The sequence below is a fragment of the Spongiibacter sp. genome (genome assembly GCF_984394615.1).
Genome location: NZ_CFHTQA010000042.1, coordinates 1 through 19,729 on the forward strand (window position 1 = coordinate 1; position 19,729 = coordinate 19,729).

Annotated in this window: 20 protein-coding genes; 1 reads left to right on the top strand and 19 read right to left on the bottom strand. The window is 57.7% G+C overall.

The annotated features are described in order from the left end of the window. Positions 1-28: 28 nt before the first annotated feature. The 8 genes from murB to AC5DB9_RS13650 are packed head-to-tail and all read right to left on the bottom strand — an operon-like array spanning position 29 to position 8,633. Positions 29-1,117 carry a UDP-N-acetylmuramate dehydrogenase gene (murB, locus tag AC5DB9_RS13615; RefSeq protein WP_491732065.1) on the bottom strand — a complete coding sequence of 363 codons (1,089 nt, stop codon included), beginning with the start codon at positions 1,115-1,117 and terminating at the stop codon, positions 29-31. After that, positions 1,114-1,584 (bottom strand): low molecular weight protein-tyrosine-phosphatase, encoded by a 471-nt coding sequence (locus tag AC5DB9_RS13620; RefSeq protein WP_272992772.1) that lies wholly within the window; start codon positions 1,582-1,584, stop codon positions 1,114-1,116. Before AC5DB9_RS13620 ends, murB begins: the two co-directional genes overlap by 4 nt. After that, positions 1,577-2,344, bottom strand: coding sequence for a 3-deoxy-manno-octulosonate cytidylyltransferase (gene kdsB, locus AC5DB9_RS13625; protein ID WP_272992775.1), 768 nt, complete (start codon positions 2,342-2,344; stop codon positions 1,577-1,579). The genes AC5DB9_RS13620 and kdsB overlap by 8 nt, the downstream gene beginning before the upstream one ends. 20 nt (positions 2,345-2,364) lie before the next feature. Then, entirely contained in the window at positions 2,365-3,363 is a 999-nt protein-coding gene (gene lpxK / locus AC5DB9_RS13630; RefSeq protein ID WP_272992779.1) for a tetraacyldisaccharide 4'-kinase, read from the bottom strand. Further along, the gene (msbA, locus tag AC5DB9_RS13635) at positions 3,353-5,164 is read right to left on the bottom strand and encodes a lipid A export permease/ATP-binding protein MsbA (protein WP_022960118.1); all 1,812 of its coding nucleotides are present in this window, start codon (positions 5,162-5,164) and stop codon (positions 3,353-3,355) included. Before msbA ends, lpxK begins: the two co-directional genes overlap by 11 nt. Positions 5,165-5,187: 23 nt before the next feature. Next, entirely contained in the window at positions 5,188-5,610 is a 423-nt protein-coding gene (locus AC5DB9_RS13640) for an ExbD/TolR family protein (protein WP_272992781.1), read from the bottom strand. After that, complete coding sequence (locus AC5DB9_RS13645) at positions 5,607-6,239, bottom strand: MotA/TolQ/ExbB proton channel family protein (protein ID WP_028968504.1); 633 nt, start codon at positions 6,237-6,239, stop codon at positions 5,607-5,609. The genes AC5DB9_RS13640 and AC5DB9_RS13645 overlap by 4 nt, the downstream gene beginning before the upstream one ends. Positions 6,240-6,296: 57 nt before the next feature. Then, entirely contained in the window at positions 6,297-8,633 is a 2,337-nt protein-coding gene (locus AC5DB9_RS13650) for a DNA internalization-related competence protein ComEC/Rec2 (protein ID WP_272992784.1), read from the bottom strand. Positions 8,634-8,733: 100 nt separating this feature from the next. Between AC5DB9_RS13650 and AC5DB9_RS13655 the strand changes: the two genes are divergently transcribed. Then, on the top strand, positions 8,734-9,300 hold the full coding sequence (locus tag AC5DB9_RS13655; protein WP_022960114.1) for a DUF2062 domain-containing protein: 567 nt from the start codon (positions 8,734-8,736) through the stop codon (positions 9,298-9,300). A 7-nt stretch (positions 9,301-9,307) separates the two neighbouring features. On the opposite strand, the gene AC5DB9_RS13660 is transcribed toward AC5DB9_RS13655, so the two are convergent. The 11 genes from AC5DB9_RS13660 to AC5DB9_RS13710 are packed head-to-tail and all read right to left on the bottom strand — an operon-like array spanning position 9,308 to position 19,609. Further along, the gene (locus tag AC5DB9_RS13660; RefSeq protein WP_272992788.1) at positions 9,308-10,516 is read right to left on the bottom strand and encodes a lipoprotein-releasing ABC transporter permease subunit; all 1,209 of its coding nucleotides are present in this window, start codon (positions 10,514-10,516) and stop codon (positions 9,308-9,310) included. Beyond that, positions 10,516-11,226, bottom strand: coding sequence for a lipoprotein-releasing ABC transporter ATP-binding protein LolD (gene lolD / locus AC5DB9_RS13665; RefSeq protein WP_272992790.1), 711 nt, complete (start codon positions 11,224-11,226; stop codon positions 10,516-10,518). The genes AC5DB9_RS13660 and lolD overlap by 1 nt, the downstream gene beginning before the upstream one ends. An 8-nt stretch (positions 11,227-11,234) precedes the next feature. Next, positions 11,235-12,482 carry a lipoprotein-releasing ABC transporter permease subunit gene (locus tag AC5DB9_RS13670; protein ID WP_272992793.1) on the bottom strand — a complete coding sequence of 416 codons (1,248 nt, stop codon included), beginning with the start codon at positions 12,480-12,482 and terminating at the stop codon, positions 11,235-11,237. 35 nt (positions 12,483-12,517) lie between these two features. Further along, a complete protein-coding gene (gene nqrM / locus AC5DB9_RS13675) occupies positions 12,518-12,751 on the bottom strand; it encodes a (Na+)-NQR maturation NqrM (protein WP_022960110.1) in 234 nt (77 codons plus the stop codon). A 2-nt stretch (positions 12,752-12,753) separates the two neighbouring features. Continuing rightward, positions 12,754-13,797 (bottom strand): FAD:protein FMN transferase, encoded by a 1,044-nt coding sequence (locus AC5DB9_RS13680; protein ID WP_272992814.1) that lies wholly within the window; start codon positions 13,795-13,797, stop codon positions 12,754-12,756. Continuing rightward, a complete protein-coding gene (gene nqrF / locus AC5DB9_RS13685) occupies positions 13,781-15,004 on the bottom strand; it encodes an NADH:ubiquinone reductase (Na(+)-transporting) subunit F (protein ID WP_022960108.1) in 1,224 nt (407 codons plus the stop codon). Before nqrF ends, AC5DB9_RS13680 begins: the two co-directional genes overlap by 17 nt. 27 nt (positions 15,005-15,031) lie before the next feature. After that, positions 15,032-15,640 (bottom strand): NADH:ubiquinone reductase (Na(+)-transporting) subunit E, encoded by a 609-nt coding sequence (gene nqrE / locus AC5DB9_RS13690; protein ID WP_022960107.1) that lies wholly within the window; start codon positions 15,638-15,640, stop codon positions 15,032-15,034. Continuing rightward, positions 15,640-16,305, bottom strand: coding sequence for an NADH:ubiquinone reductase (Na(+)-transporting) subunit D (locus AC5DB9_RS13695; RefSeq protein ID WP_022960106.1), 666 nt, complete (start codon positions 16,303-16,305; stop codon positions 15,640-15,642). The genes nqrE and AC5DB9_RS13695 overlap by 1 nt, the downstream gene beginning before the upstream one ends. A gap of 3 nt (positions 16,306-16,308) precedes the next feature. Next, positions 16,309-17,076: a Na(+)-translocating NADH-quinone reductase subunit C gene (locus AC5DB9_RS13700; protein ID WP_272992802.1), complete on the bottom strand. Its 768-nt coding sequence runs from the start codon at positions 17,074-17,076 to the stop codon at positions 16,309-16,311. Next, positions 17,069-18,265 (bottom strand): NADH:ubiquinone reductase (Na(+)-transporting) subunit B, encoded by a 1,197-nt coding sequence (locus AC5DB9_RS13705; RefSeq protein WP_272992806.1) that lies wholly within the window; start codon positions 18,263-18,265, stop codon positions 17,069-17,071. The genes AC5DB9_RS13700 and AC5DB9_RS13705 overlap by 8 nt, the downstream gene beginning before the upstream one ends. A 3-nt stretch (positions 18,266-18,268) precedes the next feature. Then, positions 18,269-19,609, bottom strand: coding sequence for a Na(+)-translocating NADH-quinone reductase subunit A (locus tag AC5DB9_RS13710; protein WP_022960103.1), 1,341 nt, complete (start codon positions 19,607-19,609; stop codon positions 18,269-18,271). Positions 19,610-19,729: the final 120 nt, after the last annotated feature.

Genomic DNA, 19,729 nt, shown 5'->3' on the forward strand with positions numbered 1-19,729 from the left:
CCGGCTGTACAATTGCAAGTATACTGATTCACTCCAGCCAAACATTCAGAGCCATGCTGACAAGGCAATGAGCCACATTCATCCACGTCAATTTCGCACTCGTCACCTCGATATCCAGCAGGACAGCAAACCGCGCGTAAACAGAGTCTTGAATGCGGGCCGCCAGCGCCAACAGCTCCTCACCATTGGCGTGGTTGTAGTTGACCAGCACGATGGCCTGCTGCGGGTGAACACCGACCTTGCCCTCGCGCCGTCCTTTCCAGCCGCATTGATCCACCAGCCAGGCCGCCGCCAGTTTGACCCGGCCATCGGTCATCGGCCAATGCGGCATACCCGGGTATTCCTGAAGCAGTGCCTCGGCCTGCCCTGCGCTGAGAATCGGGTTTTTGAAGAAGCTGCCGGCATTGGGCTCTCGCCGATAATCGGGCAGCTTACTGGCACGTATTTCCGCAACAGCGCGCGCCAGCGTCTGTGGATGCAGGGCATCGGGGTTCTGGCCCTGCGCCTGCAAAAAATCGCGCAGAGCCGGGTAATCCGCGCGGGTTTCCGGGCGGCGGCTCAGGCGCAGAGCGAGGCGACAGATCACAAAGCGATCCCGCAAGGCATGCTTGAAGATACTGTCCCGATAAGCCAATTGGCATTCGGCCAGACTCAAGCGCCGAAGGGTCGCTGCGTCGATGTCCCAACCTTCCACCCACAGCAGGCGACTGGATAGCTCCAGGCCATAGGCACCGATATTCTGCACCGGCGCAGCGCCCGCAGCACCCGGAATCGCGATGAGGTTTTCAAGGCCATACCAGCCTTGCTCAAGACTGTAGCGAACCAGTGCGTCCCAGTTCTCCCCCGCCGCGACCTCAACGACGAGCTCACCGTCATGCTCAGAGGCATGAATACCTCGCTGGGCAAGATGGAGAACAAGACCGGGGACATTCTGACTGAACACACAGTTGCTGCCGCCCCCCAGAATCAGCGGCGTCCAGCCCTCATTCCGGGCAAGCGTCAGGGCCTCGGCAAGCTGCTCATCGCGTTCAATCCGGCAATACGCCTCCGCTACTGCGGGCAAAGCCAGCGTATTAAACCCGGTAAGCAATACCTGGCGTTGAACCGCCAGCGTCAAGACTCACCTCGCAGAGTCTGCAACAGGCCGTCACTGGCCGACTCAACCAGTTGCAGCACCCGCAGGAAGCCCTCATCACCGCCGTAATAGGGATCGGGGACTTCGTCTTCATCAGCCTCACTGTAGGTCAGAAACAGCTCCAGACGAGCGCGACTGTCGGGCGGCTGAATTGCCTGCAGGTCGGCAAGGTTGGCGAGGTCCATGGCGAGGATATAATCGAATTCACGAAAATCCTCCTCACTGACCTGACGGGCCCGCAACGGCGACAAGTCGTAACCAAAGCGCGCGGCAAACTGCTGACTGCGGCGGTCTGGCGCCTTGCCGATATGCCAGTCGCCAGTGCCCGCAGAGTCGATATCAATCTGCCCTGTCATTCCGGCCGCCTGCACTCGCTGGCGGAATACCGCCTCCGCCGTGGGTGAACGACAGATATTGCCCAGACAGACGAACAGCACCCGCTCAGCCATTGCCCGCCTCCACCAGCGCACGAACCGCTTGCAGGTCGGCGTCGGTATCGACCCCTCCGGGAATCGCCACGCAGCTTTCAGCGATATGAATACGCACACCATTCTCCATGGCGCGTAGCTGCTCCAGTCGCTCGCTGTTCTCCAGCTCACCACCGGGCCACTGGACAAACTGGTGCAGGAACCCCACGCGATAGGCATAGATACCAATATGCCGCCAGTAAGCCTGACCGACTGGCAGCGTCTGCTCGCCGCCACTCCAGTGATCCCGGGCATAGGGAATCGGGGCGCGACTGAAGTACAGGGCAAAGCCCTCGCGATCGCTCACCACTTTCACCGCATTGGCATTGAATACAGTCTCGGCATCGTGAATAGCTTCCTTCAGCGTTGCGATCCCCGCGGCAGGTCGGGCAGCAAGATTTTCCGCCACCTGTTCGATCGCCGCCGCGGGCAACAAGGGCTCATCGCCCTGCACATTAACGACGATCTCATCGTCCGCCAGCCCCAGCTTGCTGACCACTTCCTGCAGGCGGTCGGTACCGCTTTCATGGGCATCCGAGGTCATGCACACCTCGGCGCCAAAAGCCTCACAGACCTCAGCCACCCGCGCATCTTCCGTGGCAATCACCACAGCGCTCGCCGCGCTGCTTCGAGCGCGCTCCCAAACATGCTGAATCATTGGCTTGCCCGCGATATCCATCAGGGGTTTGCCGGGCAGGCGACTGGACGCATAGCGTGCGGGAATAATCACCGTGTATGACATGAACAACCTCAATCAGAATTTCAGGACCGGGGCTTGTGAGGCAAGCTCTCAAGCTCGATATACAATGTGGCAAAAAAGTCGTCGGAAAGCTGCGCATCCACCGGCAGCATCCAACTGTTATCGGGACAGAATGCCGCGCACTTCACGGCGTCTTTCTCCGTCATGACGACCGGAAAGTCATCACCGAACTGCAAATCGTCCGGCTGAAACGCATGGTGGTCGCCAAAGGCGTGCTCAATAGGTTCAAAGCCCAGCGCTCGCAGGCTGGCAAAAAAACGTGGCGGATGACCGATACCCGCGACCGCATGAATGCGTTGACTGCCCGCCCACTCTGCGACGCCGCAACGCTGTCCGTCGTTCAAATTGACCAGCACCTGCCCGCTCAGTTGCATGCTATGGCTCACTTCGGGCAGGCCTGCGGCAATCTCGCCATTGCTGACGCACAGCGTCACCGCTTGCAAGCGGCTTCGCGGCTCGCGCAACGGACCAACCGGCAAACAATGCCCATTGCCGAAGCCTCTTGCCGCATCGACCAACACAATTTCGATGTCTCTGGCCAGGCGGTAGTGCTGCAAGCCGTCGTCGCTGATTAAAATATCGCAGCCGGCTTGCGCGATCAGCAGTTCCGCCGCCGCCGGACGGTCGGGAGCCACCGCCACGGGCACGCCGCTGCGGCGTGCAATCAAACAGGGTTCGTCGCCGGCATCACGGGGTGAGGTATCTGCACGGACAAACAGGGGATAACTTGCTGCCTTACCACCATAACCGCGGCTGACCACACCGGGGCGATAGCCCCGCTGGCGAAGGTGCTCGACCAATGCCAGCACCATCGGTGTTTTTCCGCTGCCGCCCACGGCGAGATTGCCCACAACGATGACCGGCACGGGCAGCCGCTGTGGCTCAATCAGACGACGTCTCAGCGCAGCAACAGCTCGGAACAATCCCTCCAGCGGCAACAACAACCACAGAATGCCGGGACGTCCGTACCATCGGGCATTGAGCTGCTGCTCAAGATTCACCGGCTTCCTCGAAGTTTTTGTTATAGAGCTGGGCGTAGCGCTGGCCCAGCGCCATCAGTTCGCTGTGGCTGCCCTGCTCGTATATGCGGCCCTCTTCCATCACCACGATCTGATCGGCACTTTCAATCGTGCTCAGGCGGTGAGCGATTACGATCGTTGTCCGCCCTTTCATCACCTCTTCCATTGCCTTCTGAATATGGGCTTCTGCACGGTTATCCAGCGCCGAGGTAGCCTCATCAAGAATCAGCAGCGGTGCATTTTTCAGGAAGGCACGCGCGATCGCCAGACGCTGGCGCTGGCCACCCGACAGCATGACGCCGTCTTCGCCAATCACCGTATCAATGCCCTGCGGCAGCGCATTGATAAAGTCGGACGCGTGGGCCGCTTCAACGGCCGCCAGCACATCTTCACGACTCGCTGTCGACATGCTGCCGTAGGCAATATTGTTGTAGACCGTATCGTTAAACAAGGTCACCTGCTGGGTGACCAGTGCGATATTGTCGCGAAGATTATCCAGCGCGTAGTCGCGGATATCCACGCCATCCAGCAGCAACTCGCCGTCTTCGTGCTGATAGAAACGGGAAATCAGGCTGACCAGTGTCGACTTGCCAGAGCCAGACAGCCCGACCAGTGCCAGCGAGGTACCCGGCTCCGCATGCAGATTGATGTCGGTCAGGACATTTGGCAGGCCGGGGCCGTAGGAGAAATTGAGGCGGCGAATATCGATTTCTCCGCGAACCCGTTCGCAGCGATAGCTGCCCTGATCTTTCTCCTGCTCAGCATCGAGGAACTCAAAAATATCCTGTGCTGCCGCCAGCCCCTTCTGGATCACACTGCTAACCTCCGCCAGCTGACGAATCGGCTTGGGCAGAAACAGCGCCGCTGACAGATACGCCACAAAGGAGCCCGGTGTCATTTCGCCGGTCAGGCCGAGTGCAATCCAGATAAGCAGTCCCGTGGCTAAAACCACAGGGAACTGGATAACACTGGGGCTGATGGCGTTATAGAAAGCCATTTTGATGTTCTGATCGCGGTTCTTCGCACTGGCATCGCGGAAACGACTCAGCTCCTGATCAGCACCGCCGTAAAGGCGAATCTCCCGATAGGCATTAATGCTGTCGTTGGTAACCTGGTTCACCTCGCCCATCGCATTTTGGATTTTGCGGCTGATCTTGCGAAAGCGTTTACCCACCCACCAGACGGTGACGCCAATCATCGGCAGCGCCAGCAGAAACACCATGGTCAACTGCCAATTCATATACAGCAGATACAGCAACAGACCGACAGCAAACGTGCCTTCCCGCAGCACCACCTTCAGCGCATTGACGGCCGCGCCGGTCACCTGCTCCACATTGAAGGTGATTTTCGACACCATCACCCCGGTAGAATTGCGGTCAAAGTAGCTGCTGGGGACGAACTGCATTTTTTTGTACAGTTCCAGGCGCAGCACATGAACCAGGCGGTGGGAGATTCCGGCAATAAAGTAGTTACCGGCAAAAAAACCGAGACCGCGACCAACACCTAACAACACCAGTGCGACCACAATCCAGGTGCGCGCAGAGCCGAGATGGAAATCATCACCGCCCAACGCCCACATGATTTTGGCAGTGACCCCGCCCTCCCCGGGCTGAACGTTGTCGCCAATATAATCGACGATCAACTGCATCATATCCGCCAGCATAACCTGCACGCCGGAGTAGAAGGAGAAGCCCAATACACTGAGTACAAACAGCGGCCAGAAAGGTATAACGTACTTTAAAAGCCGCGTGTAAATAGCTAAATCTGAAGGATTTTTATTCATAATAAATACCGCAACGAGTACGACTACTCTGCGGTGTCAGCGTCCTGTGTGGTAATGCTGAGATGAACCAGACCAAGTCGGCCAGCGGCATCCATTGCGCTCACTACCGCCTGGTGCGGCGTATTGGCATCCGCGGTGATCACTACCGGGCGCATCGTATCACTGCCTATCAGTCCCTGCATCGCCTGCATCAGATCCGTCATCGAGGCCTTGCCAAGACGCCTGTCGTTGATCTGGTACTGCCCCTTAGCGTCGATAACGATTTCCAGCGATTCAGGCTGTTCAATGGCAGGATTGCCATCCGCCGTCGGCAACTCCAGCTGCAAGCGACTTTCCTTGGTGAAGGTGGTCGACACCATGAAGAAAATCAGCAACAGAAAGACGACGTCGATCAGCGGCGTGAGGTTGATGCCGCCATCATCAATACGCTGACGCCGGAACTTCACGCAGTTTTACCTGCATCTTTGAACTGAACATCGCCGTGCACCGCGTTGATCAGCTTGATGGTGTCCTGCTCCATGGTCACGACGATGGCATCGATGCGACGCTGAAAATAACGGTGCATGACCATAGCCGGGATCGCCACACAAAGGCCCGAGGCCGTCGTAATCAGCGCCTCTGATATGCCGCCGGCCAACACCGCCGCATTGCCGGTACCCTGCACCATGATTTCACTGAACACGCGAATCATCCCCATCACCGTGCCCAGCAGGCCCAGCAAGGGCGTAACGGCGGCAATGGTCCCCAAAGCAGTGAGATAGCGTTCCATACCGTGAATTACGTGGGAAGCCGCGTCCTCGATACTTTCTTTCATGATCTCGCGACCGTACTTGGCATTACCCAGCCCCGCGGCAATGATCTCACCCAGCGGCGAAGCGGTGCGCAACTGGCGCAGCTTTTCATTGTCGAGCTGCTTGTTTTGCATCCAGCCCCAAACTTGATTGAGCAGATTACGCGGCGCGATTTTGTCAGGATTCAACGCCAGATAGCGCTCAACACAGATGGCCAGCGCCAAAATGGACGAGAGGATAATGGGCAGCATCAGCCAGCCACCCGCTTTCACTAGTTCAAGCACAGCACAATCCCACGGTTTCAGTGGCTGCATTATACAGCGATGCGAGGCCCGAAAAAGTCACCGCGACGGGGAATCCTCCCCAGCGCACATTTCAACTGGAGAATGCTGCCAGAAGAAACGCTTTGCCGGAGGATCAATCATCGAAACCCCTTCTCCGCTCAATATGAACTGGAGGCTCCCGGTCATCCCAGTCTGCCAGCACTGACTCCCCTGCCGGGCGTAACGCTGCACGACGGCGTGGTGAGGATGCTCATAGCGATTGAAACGTGAGGCCGTGAACACAACGTGTTCAGGATTGAGCGTTCTGATCCACGCTAGCGAGGAGGAACTGCGGCTACCGTGATGCGCAGCCAGCAGCAGCGATACTTCACCTTGCAATGCGCCTGACGCCAACAGCCTGGACTCCACCAGCGATTCGATATCCCCCGGAATCACCACTTGTCGACCATCAATGGACAGTGTCAGCACACATGAGCGGTTGTTCGGATTATCCGAAACCGTCGCCCCGGTCGGGAGAAAGGCAAAGGACACGCCATCCCAATGCCAAGGCGTCTCGGCGTGACAGTCGCGGGCCGCAAACCGACGGTGGCGTTCCACCTCTCCCGACAGAAGCTCATTTACCGGCACGACTTCTATCAGTGCATCTGCGGAGCCAGAGTGATCGCGATCGCCATGACTGAGTACGAGCCGATCCAACGCGCCGACACCCCGCTTCCTGAGATAGGGCAACACCACCGCGTCAGCGCTGTTATAGCCGCTATCGAAGTCGGGGCCAACGTCGTAGAGCAGGCGGTGCCCTGCCGTCTCAATCAGTACCGACAACCCCTGCCCAACATCCAATACCGTGATCAAAGCGCTGCCTAATGCTGGACGTGCAGACGGGAAGAACAACAGAAGCATTAATAGCGGCAGGCAAAGAACACGCCCCGGCAGCCCCGGAGGCAGCAACATCAAACCCGCCGCGGCCAAGCCCAGTAACACGGCAAGCTCCCCACCCTGAGGCCACCATAGCGGCGACAGCTCTGCTGACCACGCCAATCCGCTCATCAGCAGTTCGAGTACCGCATCGGCCAGCCCGAACACCGCGTGGGAAATCTCGGGGAATGGCGACAGCAGCAGCGCCGCAAACAGCAGAGGCATTATGACCAATGCCAACAGGGGAATCGCCAGCAAATTCACCGGCAGTGCAACGGCACTGAGACCAAAGCCCCAGGCGGTGAGGACAGGCGCCAAGGCAATGATCAGACTAAGCTGGGCGACAAGTGCAAGTCGCCAGGGATGCCCCTGCCAACGGCGGTCCTGCGCCACGCCAAGCAGAATGGCAACCGCGCCGAATGAAAGATATAAGCCCGCGCTGTGAACCGATAGAGGGTCCACCAACAAGATTAACAGCAGTGCCAGGCAAAGGGCTGACCAGGACGACTGCTGCCGCGCCAACACCAGCGTCAGGCATAGCACGCCGGCCATAATCAGCGCCCGCTGAGTCGGCAGGCTGAAGCCCGCCATCGCGGCGTATAACAGCGCTGCCAGGAAACCGGTTGCCGCAATGAGCTGCAGCCCACGTCTGCCCCCATGCCCCATGGCCGACACGCAGCGTCCCAGTAACATACCCCAGGCTAAAACAATGCCGATATGCATGCCCGATATCGCCATCAGGTGGCTGGTTCCCGTCGCGGCAAACACGCGCCAATGCTCATTGTCCATCGCTCTGCGGTCAGCAAACAGCAGTGCGCGCATCACGGCATGATGGCGGTACCGGGAAAGGTCATCTGCCGCACCATCCAGCATTGACGACCGCCCGTGATTGTAATGCCCCGCTATCCCCACTGAGCCGGAAACGGGGCGCAGTATTTCGCGCACATAGCCTGTACCGGAGTAGCCGTTGGCCATCAGCCAACGCGCATAGTCAAACGCGCCCGGCGACCGGGTTCCACTTGGCGGCCGGAGTTTGAGGCGCAGCCGCCAAAGACCGCCGGGTTCGATCACCGGCGTTTGATAGAGGTTGAGGCGGAATCGCGGCTGACCGGGAGGACAATAGTGTTGCGCACACTGCCCCGGCAACAGTTGAAAGTCGAAACGCCAGTAGGGACGTGCTTCGCCGCCGCGCTTTTCCAGCGGCCCAATCACACGTCCGGCTAACACCACTTCCTCGCCGGCAAGCGATGCGGGAAACAACTGGTCAAGACGCGACTGACAGTACGCACTGCTCCAGGCGGAACACAGCAGGAACAGCGCGAACAGACCGAGTGCGGAACGTCGGCCGGAGGAGCGGCAGAAAAATGCTACGAGCGATGACGCCAGCGCCCCGGCTGATAATACGGGCCAAGGGGGCAGGAACGGCATCATCGGCAGCCACGCCAAGCCTGCCACCGCAGTCATCATCCATGACAACATGCTGGAGTACCTCATTACTTACGGGCATAATAGCGCCGCCATCCGGTCTCTCGGGGCTGGGCGCTGTTCATTGCAACCTTTTCAACTTAAAGTGGGGCCGATGGCTCGTAAATTCTTCAAGCGTTGGCTGCCAGCTCCCGAACATATGCGTGAGCATCCCTCGGTGAGGGTATTCGGAAGCCTGCTCCACGACCCCAACCTCTGGCATCTTAACCGTCGGTCCGTCACGCTGGCTTTTTTTATTGGCCTGTTTACCGCGTTCGTGCCGATCCCCACACAGATGCTGCTCGCTGCGCTCACCGCGATTTTACTACGCGCCAATCTACCGCTTTCTGTGATGTTGGTATGGATCACCAACCCGGTGACGATGCCGGCATTTTTCTATTTTAGCTATAAAGTCGGCGCAGCGATTCTGGATGTTCCCAGTAAAGCTTTCGCGTTTGAACTGTCGTGGGCCTGGATTCAGGAAGAACTGGTATTGCTGTGGCGCCCTTTCCTGCTGGGCTGTCTGCTGACCGGCCTGTTTCTGGGGCTGGCAGGCGCGGCGTCCATCCATATTCTCTGGCGCGTCAATGTCGCTCGCCGCTGGCGTCGCCGCCAGTTGCTGCGCGCTCAGCGCGATCAGCAAGCGGCCACCAAATCCTCTTCCCCTGACAAAAAACCGTAGCCAAGCGCTACTGCTGTCGGAGTACCGCCGCCGGGGCCAACCTAGACGCTCGCCAGGCCGGATAAAGACTCGCGATCACGCTCATCGCAAACGCAATCCCCGCCACCATCAGCACGTCGCGCCAGCGAATATCACTGGGCAAATAGCTGATGGGATACACATCCGAACGCAGTAATTGAAGATTAAAAACCTGCTCGATTCCCGCCACGATATCGGTAATACCCAGCGACAGCAGCACCCCCATAGCAGCGCCCAACAGAGCGCCGATCAGGCCAATCACCGCGCCGTATACCATGAAACTGCCGAGAATATCTCCCCGGCTGGCGCCCTGACTGCGCAGGATGGCGATATCGCCACGTTTGTCATTGACCACCAGCACCAGGGTGGAGACGATGTTAAACACCGCTACCGCAACAACCGCCAACAACATAATCACCACCAGTTTGCGCGACATCTGAATAGCGTGATACATGTTGCCGAACTGCTGACTCCAGTTGCTGATGTGGTAATCGCGACCGTGCAACATGGATAATTCCCAAGCCACCCGTGGCGCGGCAAAGACATCGTGCAAGGCCAGACGCAGCGCAATCCCCTGATCTGGCAGCAGCTCGCGCGCCTCACTCAGCGGCATGAGGACCAGTTGTTCGTCCAGCTCCGTGCCACTGTGCAGCACATCCGCCACCGCAAAACGGAAAAAGCGCACGCCCCGCTGCCCCGACTGGGGCAAAGCGAGACTGAGCGAGTCACCGGCCTGCACGTCCAAGCGCTTGGCAACACCCGACCCGAGGACCAGTTGCTGGCCCTGCATGACATCCAGTTTGGCATAGTCGCCAAGTCGGGAGACCCGGCGCTCTTCAGCAGGATCAATTCCAAAAAATTGTACCGGCTCGGCACGGTTGCTTTTCACCAGCAGCGCATTGCCTTGTACGTAGGGCGCCGCGGCTCTTACAGCATCATGGCTGAGCACATCCTGACGCAGACTCTGCCAATCGCCGCTCTCCGTCACCCAGGGCGCCAGGCTGATGTGGGGCACCAGCGCCAGAATGCGCTCGCGCATTTCCCGGTCGAAGCCGTTCATGACCGAGAGCACCGTCACCAACATGGCAATGCCAAGCACCAGTCCCGCCATCGACAAACGCGACAGAAACGACATCAGCTGGCTACCGCCACCACCGAGGCTGTAACGCAGGCCAATAAATCGGGCGACGGCAGACATCAGGCCACCTGCTCGTGTAACTGCCCTGCCTGCAAGCGATAAATGCGATCCATGCGCTGGGCAAGCTGCATGTCATGGGTGACCACCAGCAGACTGGTCTGATATTCACGATTCAGCTCCGCCAGCAAGGCGTGTACCGACTCCGCAGTATCCGCATCCAGATTGCCGGTCGGCTCATCCAGCAGGACACAAGCCGGCTGATTAACCAGCGCCCGGGCAATGGCCACCCGTTGTCGCTCCCCGCCGGACAAGGCCGAGGGCCGGTGATCCAGACGCTCGCCGAGCCCAACACGCTCGAGAAGCGCCGCAGCTGCGCCCAGCGCTTCCCGCCGGGCCTGGCCCGCGATCAATAACGGCATCGCGGCATTTTCTACGGCAGTAAACTCCGCCAGCAGGTGGTGGAACTGGTAAACAAAGCCCAGCTCCGCGTTGCGCAGACGGCTGCGAGCGCGGTCATCCAACGCGGAAATATCCTGCCCGTTCACCCGTACGCAACCGCTACTGGGCAGATCCAAGCCCCCCAGCATATGCAGCAATGTCGTCTTACCGGCGCCGGAGGGGCCGACAATCGCGAGAGTTTCTCCCCGCGCCACAGCCAGCTCAACGCCATTCAGAATATCGAGCCGACCGTTGGCTTGGGGATAGGATTTACTCAGCGCCTCACACTGCAGAACGCAGTCTGCGGCAGCGTATGTTGATGGCTCAGTCATAGATAGGCTTACTCATAGCGCAAGGCTTCCGCGGGCTGAACGCGGGCGGCCTGTCGTCCAGGATACAGGGTTGCCAGCAGACTCAGGCCAATCCCGAAACCGCAGACCCACAGGACGTCGCTCAGGCGAAGCAGTGAGGGGATACGGCTGATGAAATAGACCTGGGGGTCAAACACGTACAGGCCCGACAACTGTTCAAACCAAGCCACCACATCGCCCACATACAGCGCCAGCGGCAGGCCGATCAGCAGCCCTCCCAGTACGCCGCTCAGGCCAGTAGCGAGGCCGTAGATCACAAAAATGGCCATGATCGTACCCGGTGTCGCGCCCATGGTCCGCAGTACCGCTATGGCGCCCCGACGGGAGGAGACGGCCATACTCAGAATAGAGACGATATTGAATGCCGCGATCACCACAATAAACATCAACAGCAGACGCACCATCAGCTTTTCCATCTTCACGGCCTGAAACAGGCTGCCCTGACTGACGCTCCAGTCAATGGCCTGACTGCCCTCAGGAAAACGCTCAAGCAGTGTCGCCGCGCCCTGCGCGGAGCGCAGCATATCGTCAAACTGCAGCCTGAGGCCCTGAACGGCATCGCCAAGCTGGTAGAGCTTCTGGGCGTCGGCCAGGTGAATAAACGCCGTGGTGCCATCCAGTTGCGCCCCCACCGAGAATACCCCGACTACGGTAAAGGCGCGCTCTCGGGGAAACAGACCAAATGGCGTCACAGTGACCTTGGGAAGAATCACTTGCAATGAATCACCGATATTCAGGCCCAGTTGACGCGCCAAAATATCGCCAAGAACAATCTCGTAATGACCGCCCTCTTCCCCTAAATAACGTCCAGCCAGCATGTTCTCTGAGACGGCAGAGACGCCCTTTTCCAACGCGGGGTCTATGCCGTACAAGGCTGCGCCCTGAATACGCCCACCGCTGGAGAGCATCGCATTGCCCCCGACGTAGGGCGCAGCGGCCTGCAGCCCCTCCTGCCCCAGAATTTGTCCGCGCCATTGCGACCAATCCTCCAGCTTCTGCTCGGGACCTTCAATATAGGCGTGGGGCAACACGGACAGAACACGCTTTTGCAGCTCGTGCTCGAAACCGTTCATGACGGCAGTAACGACGATCAGCGACACCACGCCGATCAGCATTCCCAGCAGGGAAAACCAGGACATCAGAGACAGGAAGCGATCATCACCCGCTGCGCGGCGAAAATAGCGAAGACCGATAAACAGTGGCAGAGAGGCAGCCATGAAGGTATAGGAAGGCCCTGTACGAAGACGCCAGATTAGCTGGCGTCGTAGAACTGTCCCTGACGGGCCGAGGACGCCGCTTTATCAGATTCTTCGCGGCACTTATTGGGATCATTGCCACAGAGATCACAGACGTAATCGGGATCGGCCAGCGCCGCCCCCACGCCACCGCAGGAACCGGCGATGGGCTTGCGGCCGAAGATCACGCCAACGGCCATCGCGGCAACAATCAGCATCATGACAATGATGGCGGCAAATATAGTAGCCATGACTAATTTTCTTCCTGTAAATGCTCAGACAGATAAGGCTTGAAAGCGCTGCTATAGCGACTGACAAAACCCTCTTCCGTTTTCTCAATCAGGTAAACCGGCATATTCTGGGCTTCGGCCAATTCCAGTGTACGCTTAGTGCCCATCACTGAAAAGGCAGTCGCCATGGCATCCGCAAAGGCACAAGACGGGTCCAGCACCGTCACCGATGCAAGACTGTGGCTGATGGGACGCCCCGTGCGCGGATCGATGGTATGGGAATAGCGGACACCATCTTCCTCAAAATAGTTGCGATAATCCCCGGAGGTCGCCACTGCCGTATCGCCCAGTTCAATGGCAAGCGTCGGTGCACCGCCGCCGGGGTTCTCGACCCCGATCCGCCAGGCATCGCCGCGAGGGCTGCTGCCGGCAACCCGCATCTCTCCGCCGATTTCCACGAGGTAGTCAGTCACCCCCAGTGATTCCAACCAGATCGCCGCGGCATCCACCCCATAGCCTTTGGCAATGGCGGATAGATCCATGTGCAGCGCCGCTTTCTTACGCAGTTTCGGCTCCAGCATATCGAGTTCGATACGGTCGTAGCCGATATCTTGCATGGCCGTCGCGATAGCGTCATCACTTGGCCGACCATCGTGCTTTTCTGGCCCAAATCCCCATAAATCAACCAATGGTGCCACCGTGATATCGAAGGCCCCACCCGTCAGCCAACTCACTTCCAGAGACATACTGAAAATATTGTAGAGAGGCTCACTGAGCGTCTGCCACTCGCCAACCGGTGCCCGGTTAAGCTGATTCAGCTCAGAGTCGTCGATATACGTTGAAGCCAGTTGGTTGAAGTGCACCAGCTGGTAGTCCAGTTGGCGCTTTAATTCCTCAGCCCGCAGCTCACCCGGATTGCGCAACGTAACATGGTAAGTCGTGCCCATAGTGCTTCCGCTGATGCGGATCACCTCTTCGGGAGCACCACTGCAGGCCGCCAGAAACAGAAAAAGCAGCACCAGGGCTGCTTTTTCTGTTGAGCGGCGTAAATCAGCCACCGAAATCATCAAGCAGAATATTCTCCGGTTCAACACCCAAGTCTTCCAGCATTTTGATAACCGCGGCGTTCATCATCGGCGGCCCACACATGTAGTACTCACAATCCTCGGGGGCCGGATGGTCCTTGAGGTAATTTTCATACAACACATTGTGGATAAAGCCGGTCATGCCCGTCCAGTTGTCTTCCGGCTGCGGGTCAGACAGGGCGAGATGCCATTCAAAATTGTCATTCTCTGCCGCCAGTTGGTCGTACTCATCCTGGTAGAACGCTTCGCGCAATGAGCGCGCACCGTACCAGAACGAGATTTTGCGTGTAGAGTTAAGACGCTTGAGCTGGTCAAAGATGTGCGAGCGCATAGGCGCCATACCCGCACCACCACCGATGAAAACCATCTCCGCTTCAGTTTCTTTCGCAAAGAACTCACCGAAGGGGCCATAGACCTTCACTTTGTCACCGGGCTTCAGATTGAAGACCCAGGATGACATCTGACCGGCAGGCAGTGACAGATTATTCGGCGGCGGTGTCGCAGCACGAATATTGAACTTCACAATGCCCTTCTCTTCCGGATAGTTGGCCATGGAGTAAGCGCGGATCACCGTCTCATTGACTTTGGACTCAACGTTAAAGAAACCAAAGCGCTCCCAGTCGCCGCGGTATTCTTCCGGAATATCAAAGTCAGAGTACTTCACGTGATGCGGAGGACACTCCAGCTGCACGTAACCACCCGCGCGAAAATCGACATTCTCGCCTTCCGGCAGTTTCAGCGTCAGCTCCTTGATGAACGTCGCCACATTGGGGTTGGATTGAACCGTACACTCCCACTGCTTAACGCCAAATACATCCTCAGGAACCTCGATCACCATGTCCTGCTTAACTGGTGTCTGACAGGACAGACGCCAACCTTCGCGGGCTTCACGGGGCGAGAAATGCGCTTCTTCTGTCGCCAGCATCGAGCCGCCGCCATCGGTAACGATACACTTGCACTGGGCGCAGCTACCGCCACCACCACAGGCTGATGCCAGGAAGATGCCCTGATTGGCCAGGGTGCCCAGCAGTTTGTCACCAGCGGGGACGCTGATGGTTTTTTCGCCATTTATCTCGATCGTGACATTGCCGCTACTCACCAGACGAGAGCGGGCAATCAGGATGACAGCTACCAGCGACAGTACGATCGCGGTAAACATTGTCACACCGAGAACAACCACTGTATTCATTAAAACGCCTCCAGTTATTTGTCTCGGTTACAGATCGATGCCGCCGAAGGACATGAAGCCCAGCGACATCAGACCGACGGTAATAAAGGTAATGCCCAGACCACGCAGACCTTCCGGCACGTCGCTGTACTTCAGCTTCTCGCGGATACCTGCCAGTGCAGTGATCGCCAGCGCCCAGCCGGTACCTGCCCCGGCGCCGTATACCACGGACTCGGCAAGGTTGTAGTCGCGCTCTACCATAAACAGCGAACCACCCATGATGGCGCAGTTTACGGTGATCAGCGGCAAAAACACGCCCAAGGCGCTGTAAAGCGCGGGCACGAACTTGTCGAGGAACATTTCCATGATCTGTACGATCGCCGCGATAACGCCGATGTAACTCAGCAGCCCAAGGAAGCTGAGATCCACATCCGGATATCCCGCCCAAGCCAGCGCGCCGTCGCGCAGCAGGTAGTTGTAGATCAGGTTGTTGACCGGCACGGTCAGCGCCAGTACCACGATAACCGCGATACCCAGACCAATAGCGGCTTGAATCTTTTTAGAGATCGCCAGGAACGTACACATACCGAGGAAGAAGGCCAAGGCCATATTCTCGATAAAGACCGACCTGACGAACAGGCTGATATAGTGCTCCATCAGAAGGCCTCCTTAACACTGCGGGTATTTTTGGCGATTTTGAATTCTTCCTTCTCGACCTGCTCGGTCTTCACGCTGCGCAGAACCCAGATGAAGAAACCAATCAGGAAGAACGCGCTCGGCGGCAACAACAGCAGGCCGTTGGGCACGTACCAGCCACCATCGGTAACCAGCGGCAGAATTTCGATGCCGAACAGCTTGCCGGAACCGAACAGTTCACGGAAGAACGCCACAGACAGGAGGACCACACTGTAGCCGAGGCCGTTGCCGATGCCGTCGATAAAGCTCGCCACTGGCGGGTTCTTCATCGCGAAGCCCTCGGCGCGCCCCATGACAATACAGTTGGTGATAATCAGGCCGACAAACACCGACAGCTGCTTGCTGATCGCAAACGCGTAGGCTTTCAGCACCTGATCAACCACGATAACCAGTGAAGCGATAATGACCATCTGCACGATGATCCGGATCGCACCGGGAATGTGGTTACGGATCAGCGAGACCGCAAAACTGGAAAACGCGGTTACCAGAATTACCGAAATACACATGACCACAGTGACCTTCATGCTGGAGGTCACCGCGAGCGCACTACAAATCCCCAGAATCTGCAGTGCAATCGGGTTGTTCTTAAATACCGGTGAGGTCAATGCCTCTTTTAACGTCGCCATAACTTAGGCCTCCCCTGCACGCAGATTTTCCAGGAAGAGCTTGTAGCCATTGTCGCCCATCCAGAATTGAACCAGGTTACTCACGCCGCGGCTGGTCAGTGTTGCACCGCTCAAGCCATCCACTTTGTTTTCAGCATTGCGCGTCGATGCATCAACACTGCCCTTGATCAGCTCAATGGCGACTTGGCCGTCGTCGTAAACTTCCTTACCGGGCCAAAGTGCTTTCCACTTGGGATTGTCGACTTCGCCACCCAGTCCGGGGGTTTCGCCATGCTCGTAAAAGCCGAGACCCGCTACGGTATTCAGGTCGTTTTCCAAGGCCAGGAAACCGTAGAGTGTCGACCACAGACCTGCACCGCGAACCGGCAGAATGATCTTATCCAGCTCACCGTCATGCTCGACCATATACACCACCGCGAAATTCTCGCGACGCTTGATCTTGGCGGTGTCGTCTTCGCCCAGAGCGATGGAAGTCGCCGGATCTTTGGCAATCTGAGACTGCTCAAAGCCGTCCGGGCTGTATTGATCGCTGAATTTGCCTGTTTGCAGATTCACAATGCGAGTCGTTACCTTCTCAAATTGCTTCTCTACACTTTCGTCGGCACTCAACATTCCCGCTGCCGCAAGAATATTCGCTTTGCGATCCAGCGCTTTGTTGGCCACCTGGGCCGGCTTGAGCAGCACCGCTGCCGAAGAAACTACCAGTGCGCAGACAATACAGAGTGTTACCGCGACCAGCAGCGTTTTTTGAATACTGTCGTTATTAGCCACGTGCCAACCTCCGTTTGATATTTGCCTGAACCACGAAGTGGTCAATCAGGGGCGCGAACAAGTTGCCGAACAGAATCGCCAGCATCATGCCCTCTGGGAAGGCCGGGTTAACCACGCGAATCAGTACCACCATGGCACCAATCAACAGACCAAATATAAATTTGCCGGTGTTCGTCATAGCTGCTGACACGGGATCAGTCGCCATAAAGATCATCCCAAAAGCAAAGCCGCCCAGCACAAAGTGCCAGTACCAGGGCATCGCCATCATGGGATTTTCACCGCCAATGGAGTTGAACAGCAGAGACAAAGCAACCATGCCGCTGAACACACCCAGCACAATGCGCCAGGAGGCAATGCCGGTCCACAACAGCACCGCACCACCGATCAAAATAGCGATAGTAGAAACTTCACCCATGGAGCCATGCATATTGCCGGTGAAAGCGTCGAACCAGGTCAGGTTTTGCTGCAGTGCGGCCATGCCTTCGCTAGCCGCGACCGACAGCGCTGTGGCGCCGGTGTAGCCATCTACTGCGGTCCACACCGCATCACCCGACAGTTGTGCAGGGTAAGCGAAGAACAGGAACGCACGTCCAGTCAGCGCGGGGTTGAGGAAGTTTTTGCCCGTACCGCCAAAGACTTCTTTACCCACGACAACGCCGAAACTGATACCCAGCGCCACTTGCCACAAGGGAATCGATGGCGGGCAAATCAGGGCGAACAGAATGGAGGTAACGAAGAAGCCCTCGTTCACTTCATGTCCGCGCTTCATGGCGAACAGCACTTCCCAGAAGCCGCCGACCACAAAGGTTACGGCGTAAACGGGGATAAAGAACCAGAAGCCATGCCAGAAGTTATCCCAAAGACTGCTGGGATCGTATCCGGCAAACATGCCGATCATAACGTGACGCCAGCCCTCACCGGCGGCAAGTCCGGCCTCAGCCATGATGGTATTGGCCTGAAAGCCGATGTTCCACATACCGAAGAACATCGCTGGGAAGGCACAGAACCACACGGTGATCATGATGCGCTTGAGATCAACGCCATCGCGAACGTGTGCCGTGGTTTTGGTCACAGAACCCGGTGAATAAAAAATGGTGTCTACTGCTTCATACAGCGCATACCACTTTTCAAAGCGGCCGCCTTTTTCGAAATGCGGCTCAAGATTGTCTAACAGTGATCGCAGACCCATGATTTACCCCTCCTTCTCGATGCGGCTGAGATTGTCACGGAGAATCGGGCCGTATTCATATTTGCCAGGGCAAACATAGGTACACAGCGCCAAATCTTCTTCATCCAACTCCAGACAGCCCAAGTCTTGAGCCATCTGCGTGTCACCCACAATCAGTGCGCGCAGCAACTGAGTCGGCAGGATGTCCAAGGGCATCACGCGCTCGTAAGCGCCCACGGGCACCATCGCCCGCTCACTGCCATTGGTATTGGTGGTATACGGCAGCGCCTTCTTCATGAACTGCGAGAGATAAATACGCAGTGTCGAGTGCTTGTTCGCTCCCGGCGACAACCAACCCATGAATTCACGCTGCACGCCTTCCAGCAGCACGCTGACCTGATTGTGGTAGCGCCCCAGGTACGCGAGAGCGCCACGCGCCGTGCGACCGCCCAGGATAGAACCGGAGATCAAGCGATTCTCACCCGCTTTAAGCTGCCCGGCGCAAAGCTCTTCCAGGCTGGCGCCCAGACGGGTGCGCAGCAGCCGCGGCTGCTCTACTTGCGGGCCGGCGAGTGCAACCACACGCTCAGTGCTGAGTTTACCTGTGGTGAACAAACGACCAATGGCAATCACATCTTGATAGCCGACAGAAACCAGCTGCTTGTTGAGGCTGGCACCTTCGAGAAAATGCATGTGCGTGCCGACCAGGCCCGCAGGGTGTCCACCCGCAAACTCGGTCACGTGGAGCTGGCTGTTATCCAGCGCGGGCACGTTGCTGCCTGGCGCCACACAGAGGTGGACTTTGCCATCGGTCAGCTTGCACAGCACTTCCAAACCATGGCTGAAGTCTTCTGCGGCTTCGGCAATCACCACTGCGGGATCTGCCGCCAGCGGATGCGTGTCGATGGCTGTCACGAAGATCGCAGCAGGCTTGGCATCCAGTGCAGGCACTTTGCTGAAAGGACGCGTGCGCAATGCCGTCCACAGACCGGATTGCTGAAGATTTTCGGCAACCTGATCGCGGCTCAGCCCCGACAGTTCTGCAGCAGAATAGCTGGCAAAGCTCTCGAACTCGTCATCTTCAACATCGATCACGACCGATTGCAGCACCCGCTTTTCACCGCGGTTAATGGCAGAAACCACACCGGTTGCTGGAGCGGTGTAACGTACGCCTTCGGTCTTCTTGTCGGTAAAAAGCAGTTGACCGGTTTTCACCCGATCCCCCACTTTTACCGCCATTGTCGGCTTCATGCCGACATAATCGAAGCCGATCAACGCCACCGAGCGGGCTTTTGGCCCTGGCTCGATGCGCTGTTCAGGCGCGCCGGATATGGGCACATCTAAGCCCCTGGAGATTTTGATCATAAGACTCTCTGACACTCTTATGGTTGAACGCGAAAAATAAAATTCTGCGAATCCGGGGCAGACGGGCACACCGGCGGTGGATGATCAGCGCCACCCACTAAAAAAATTGCCGCAAGTATA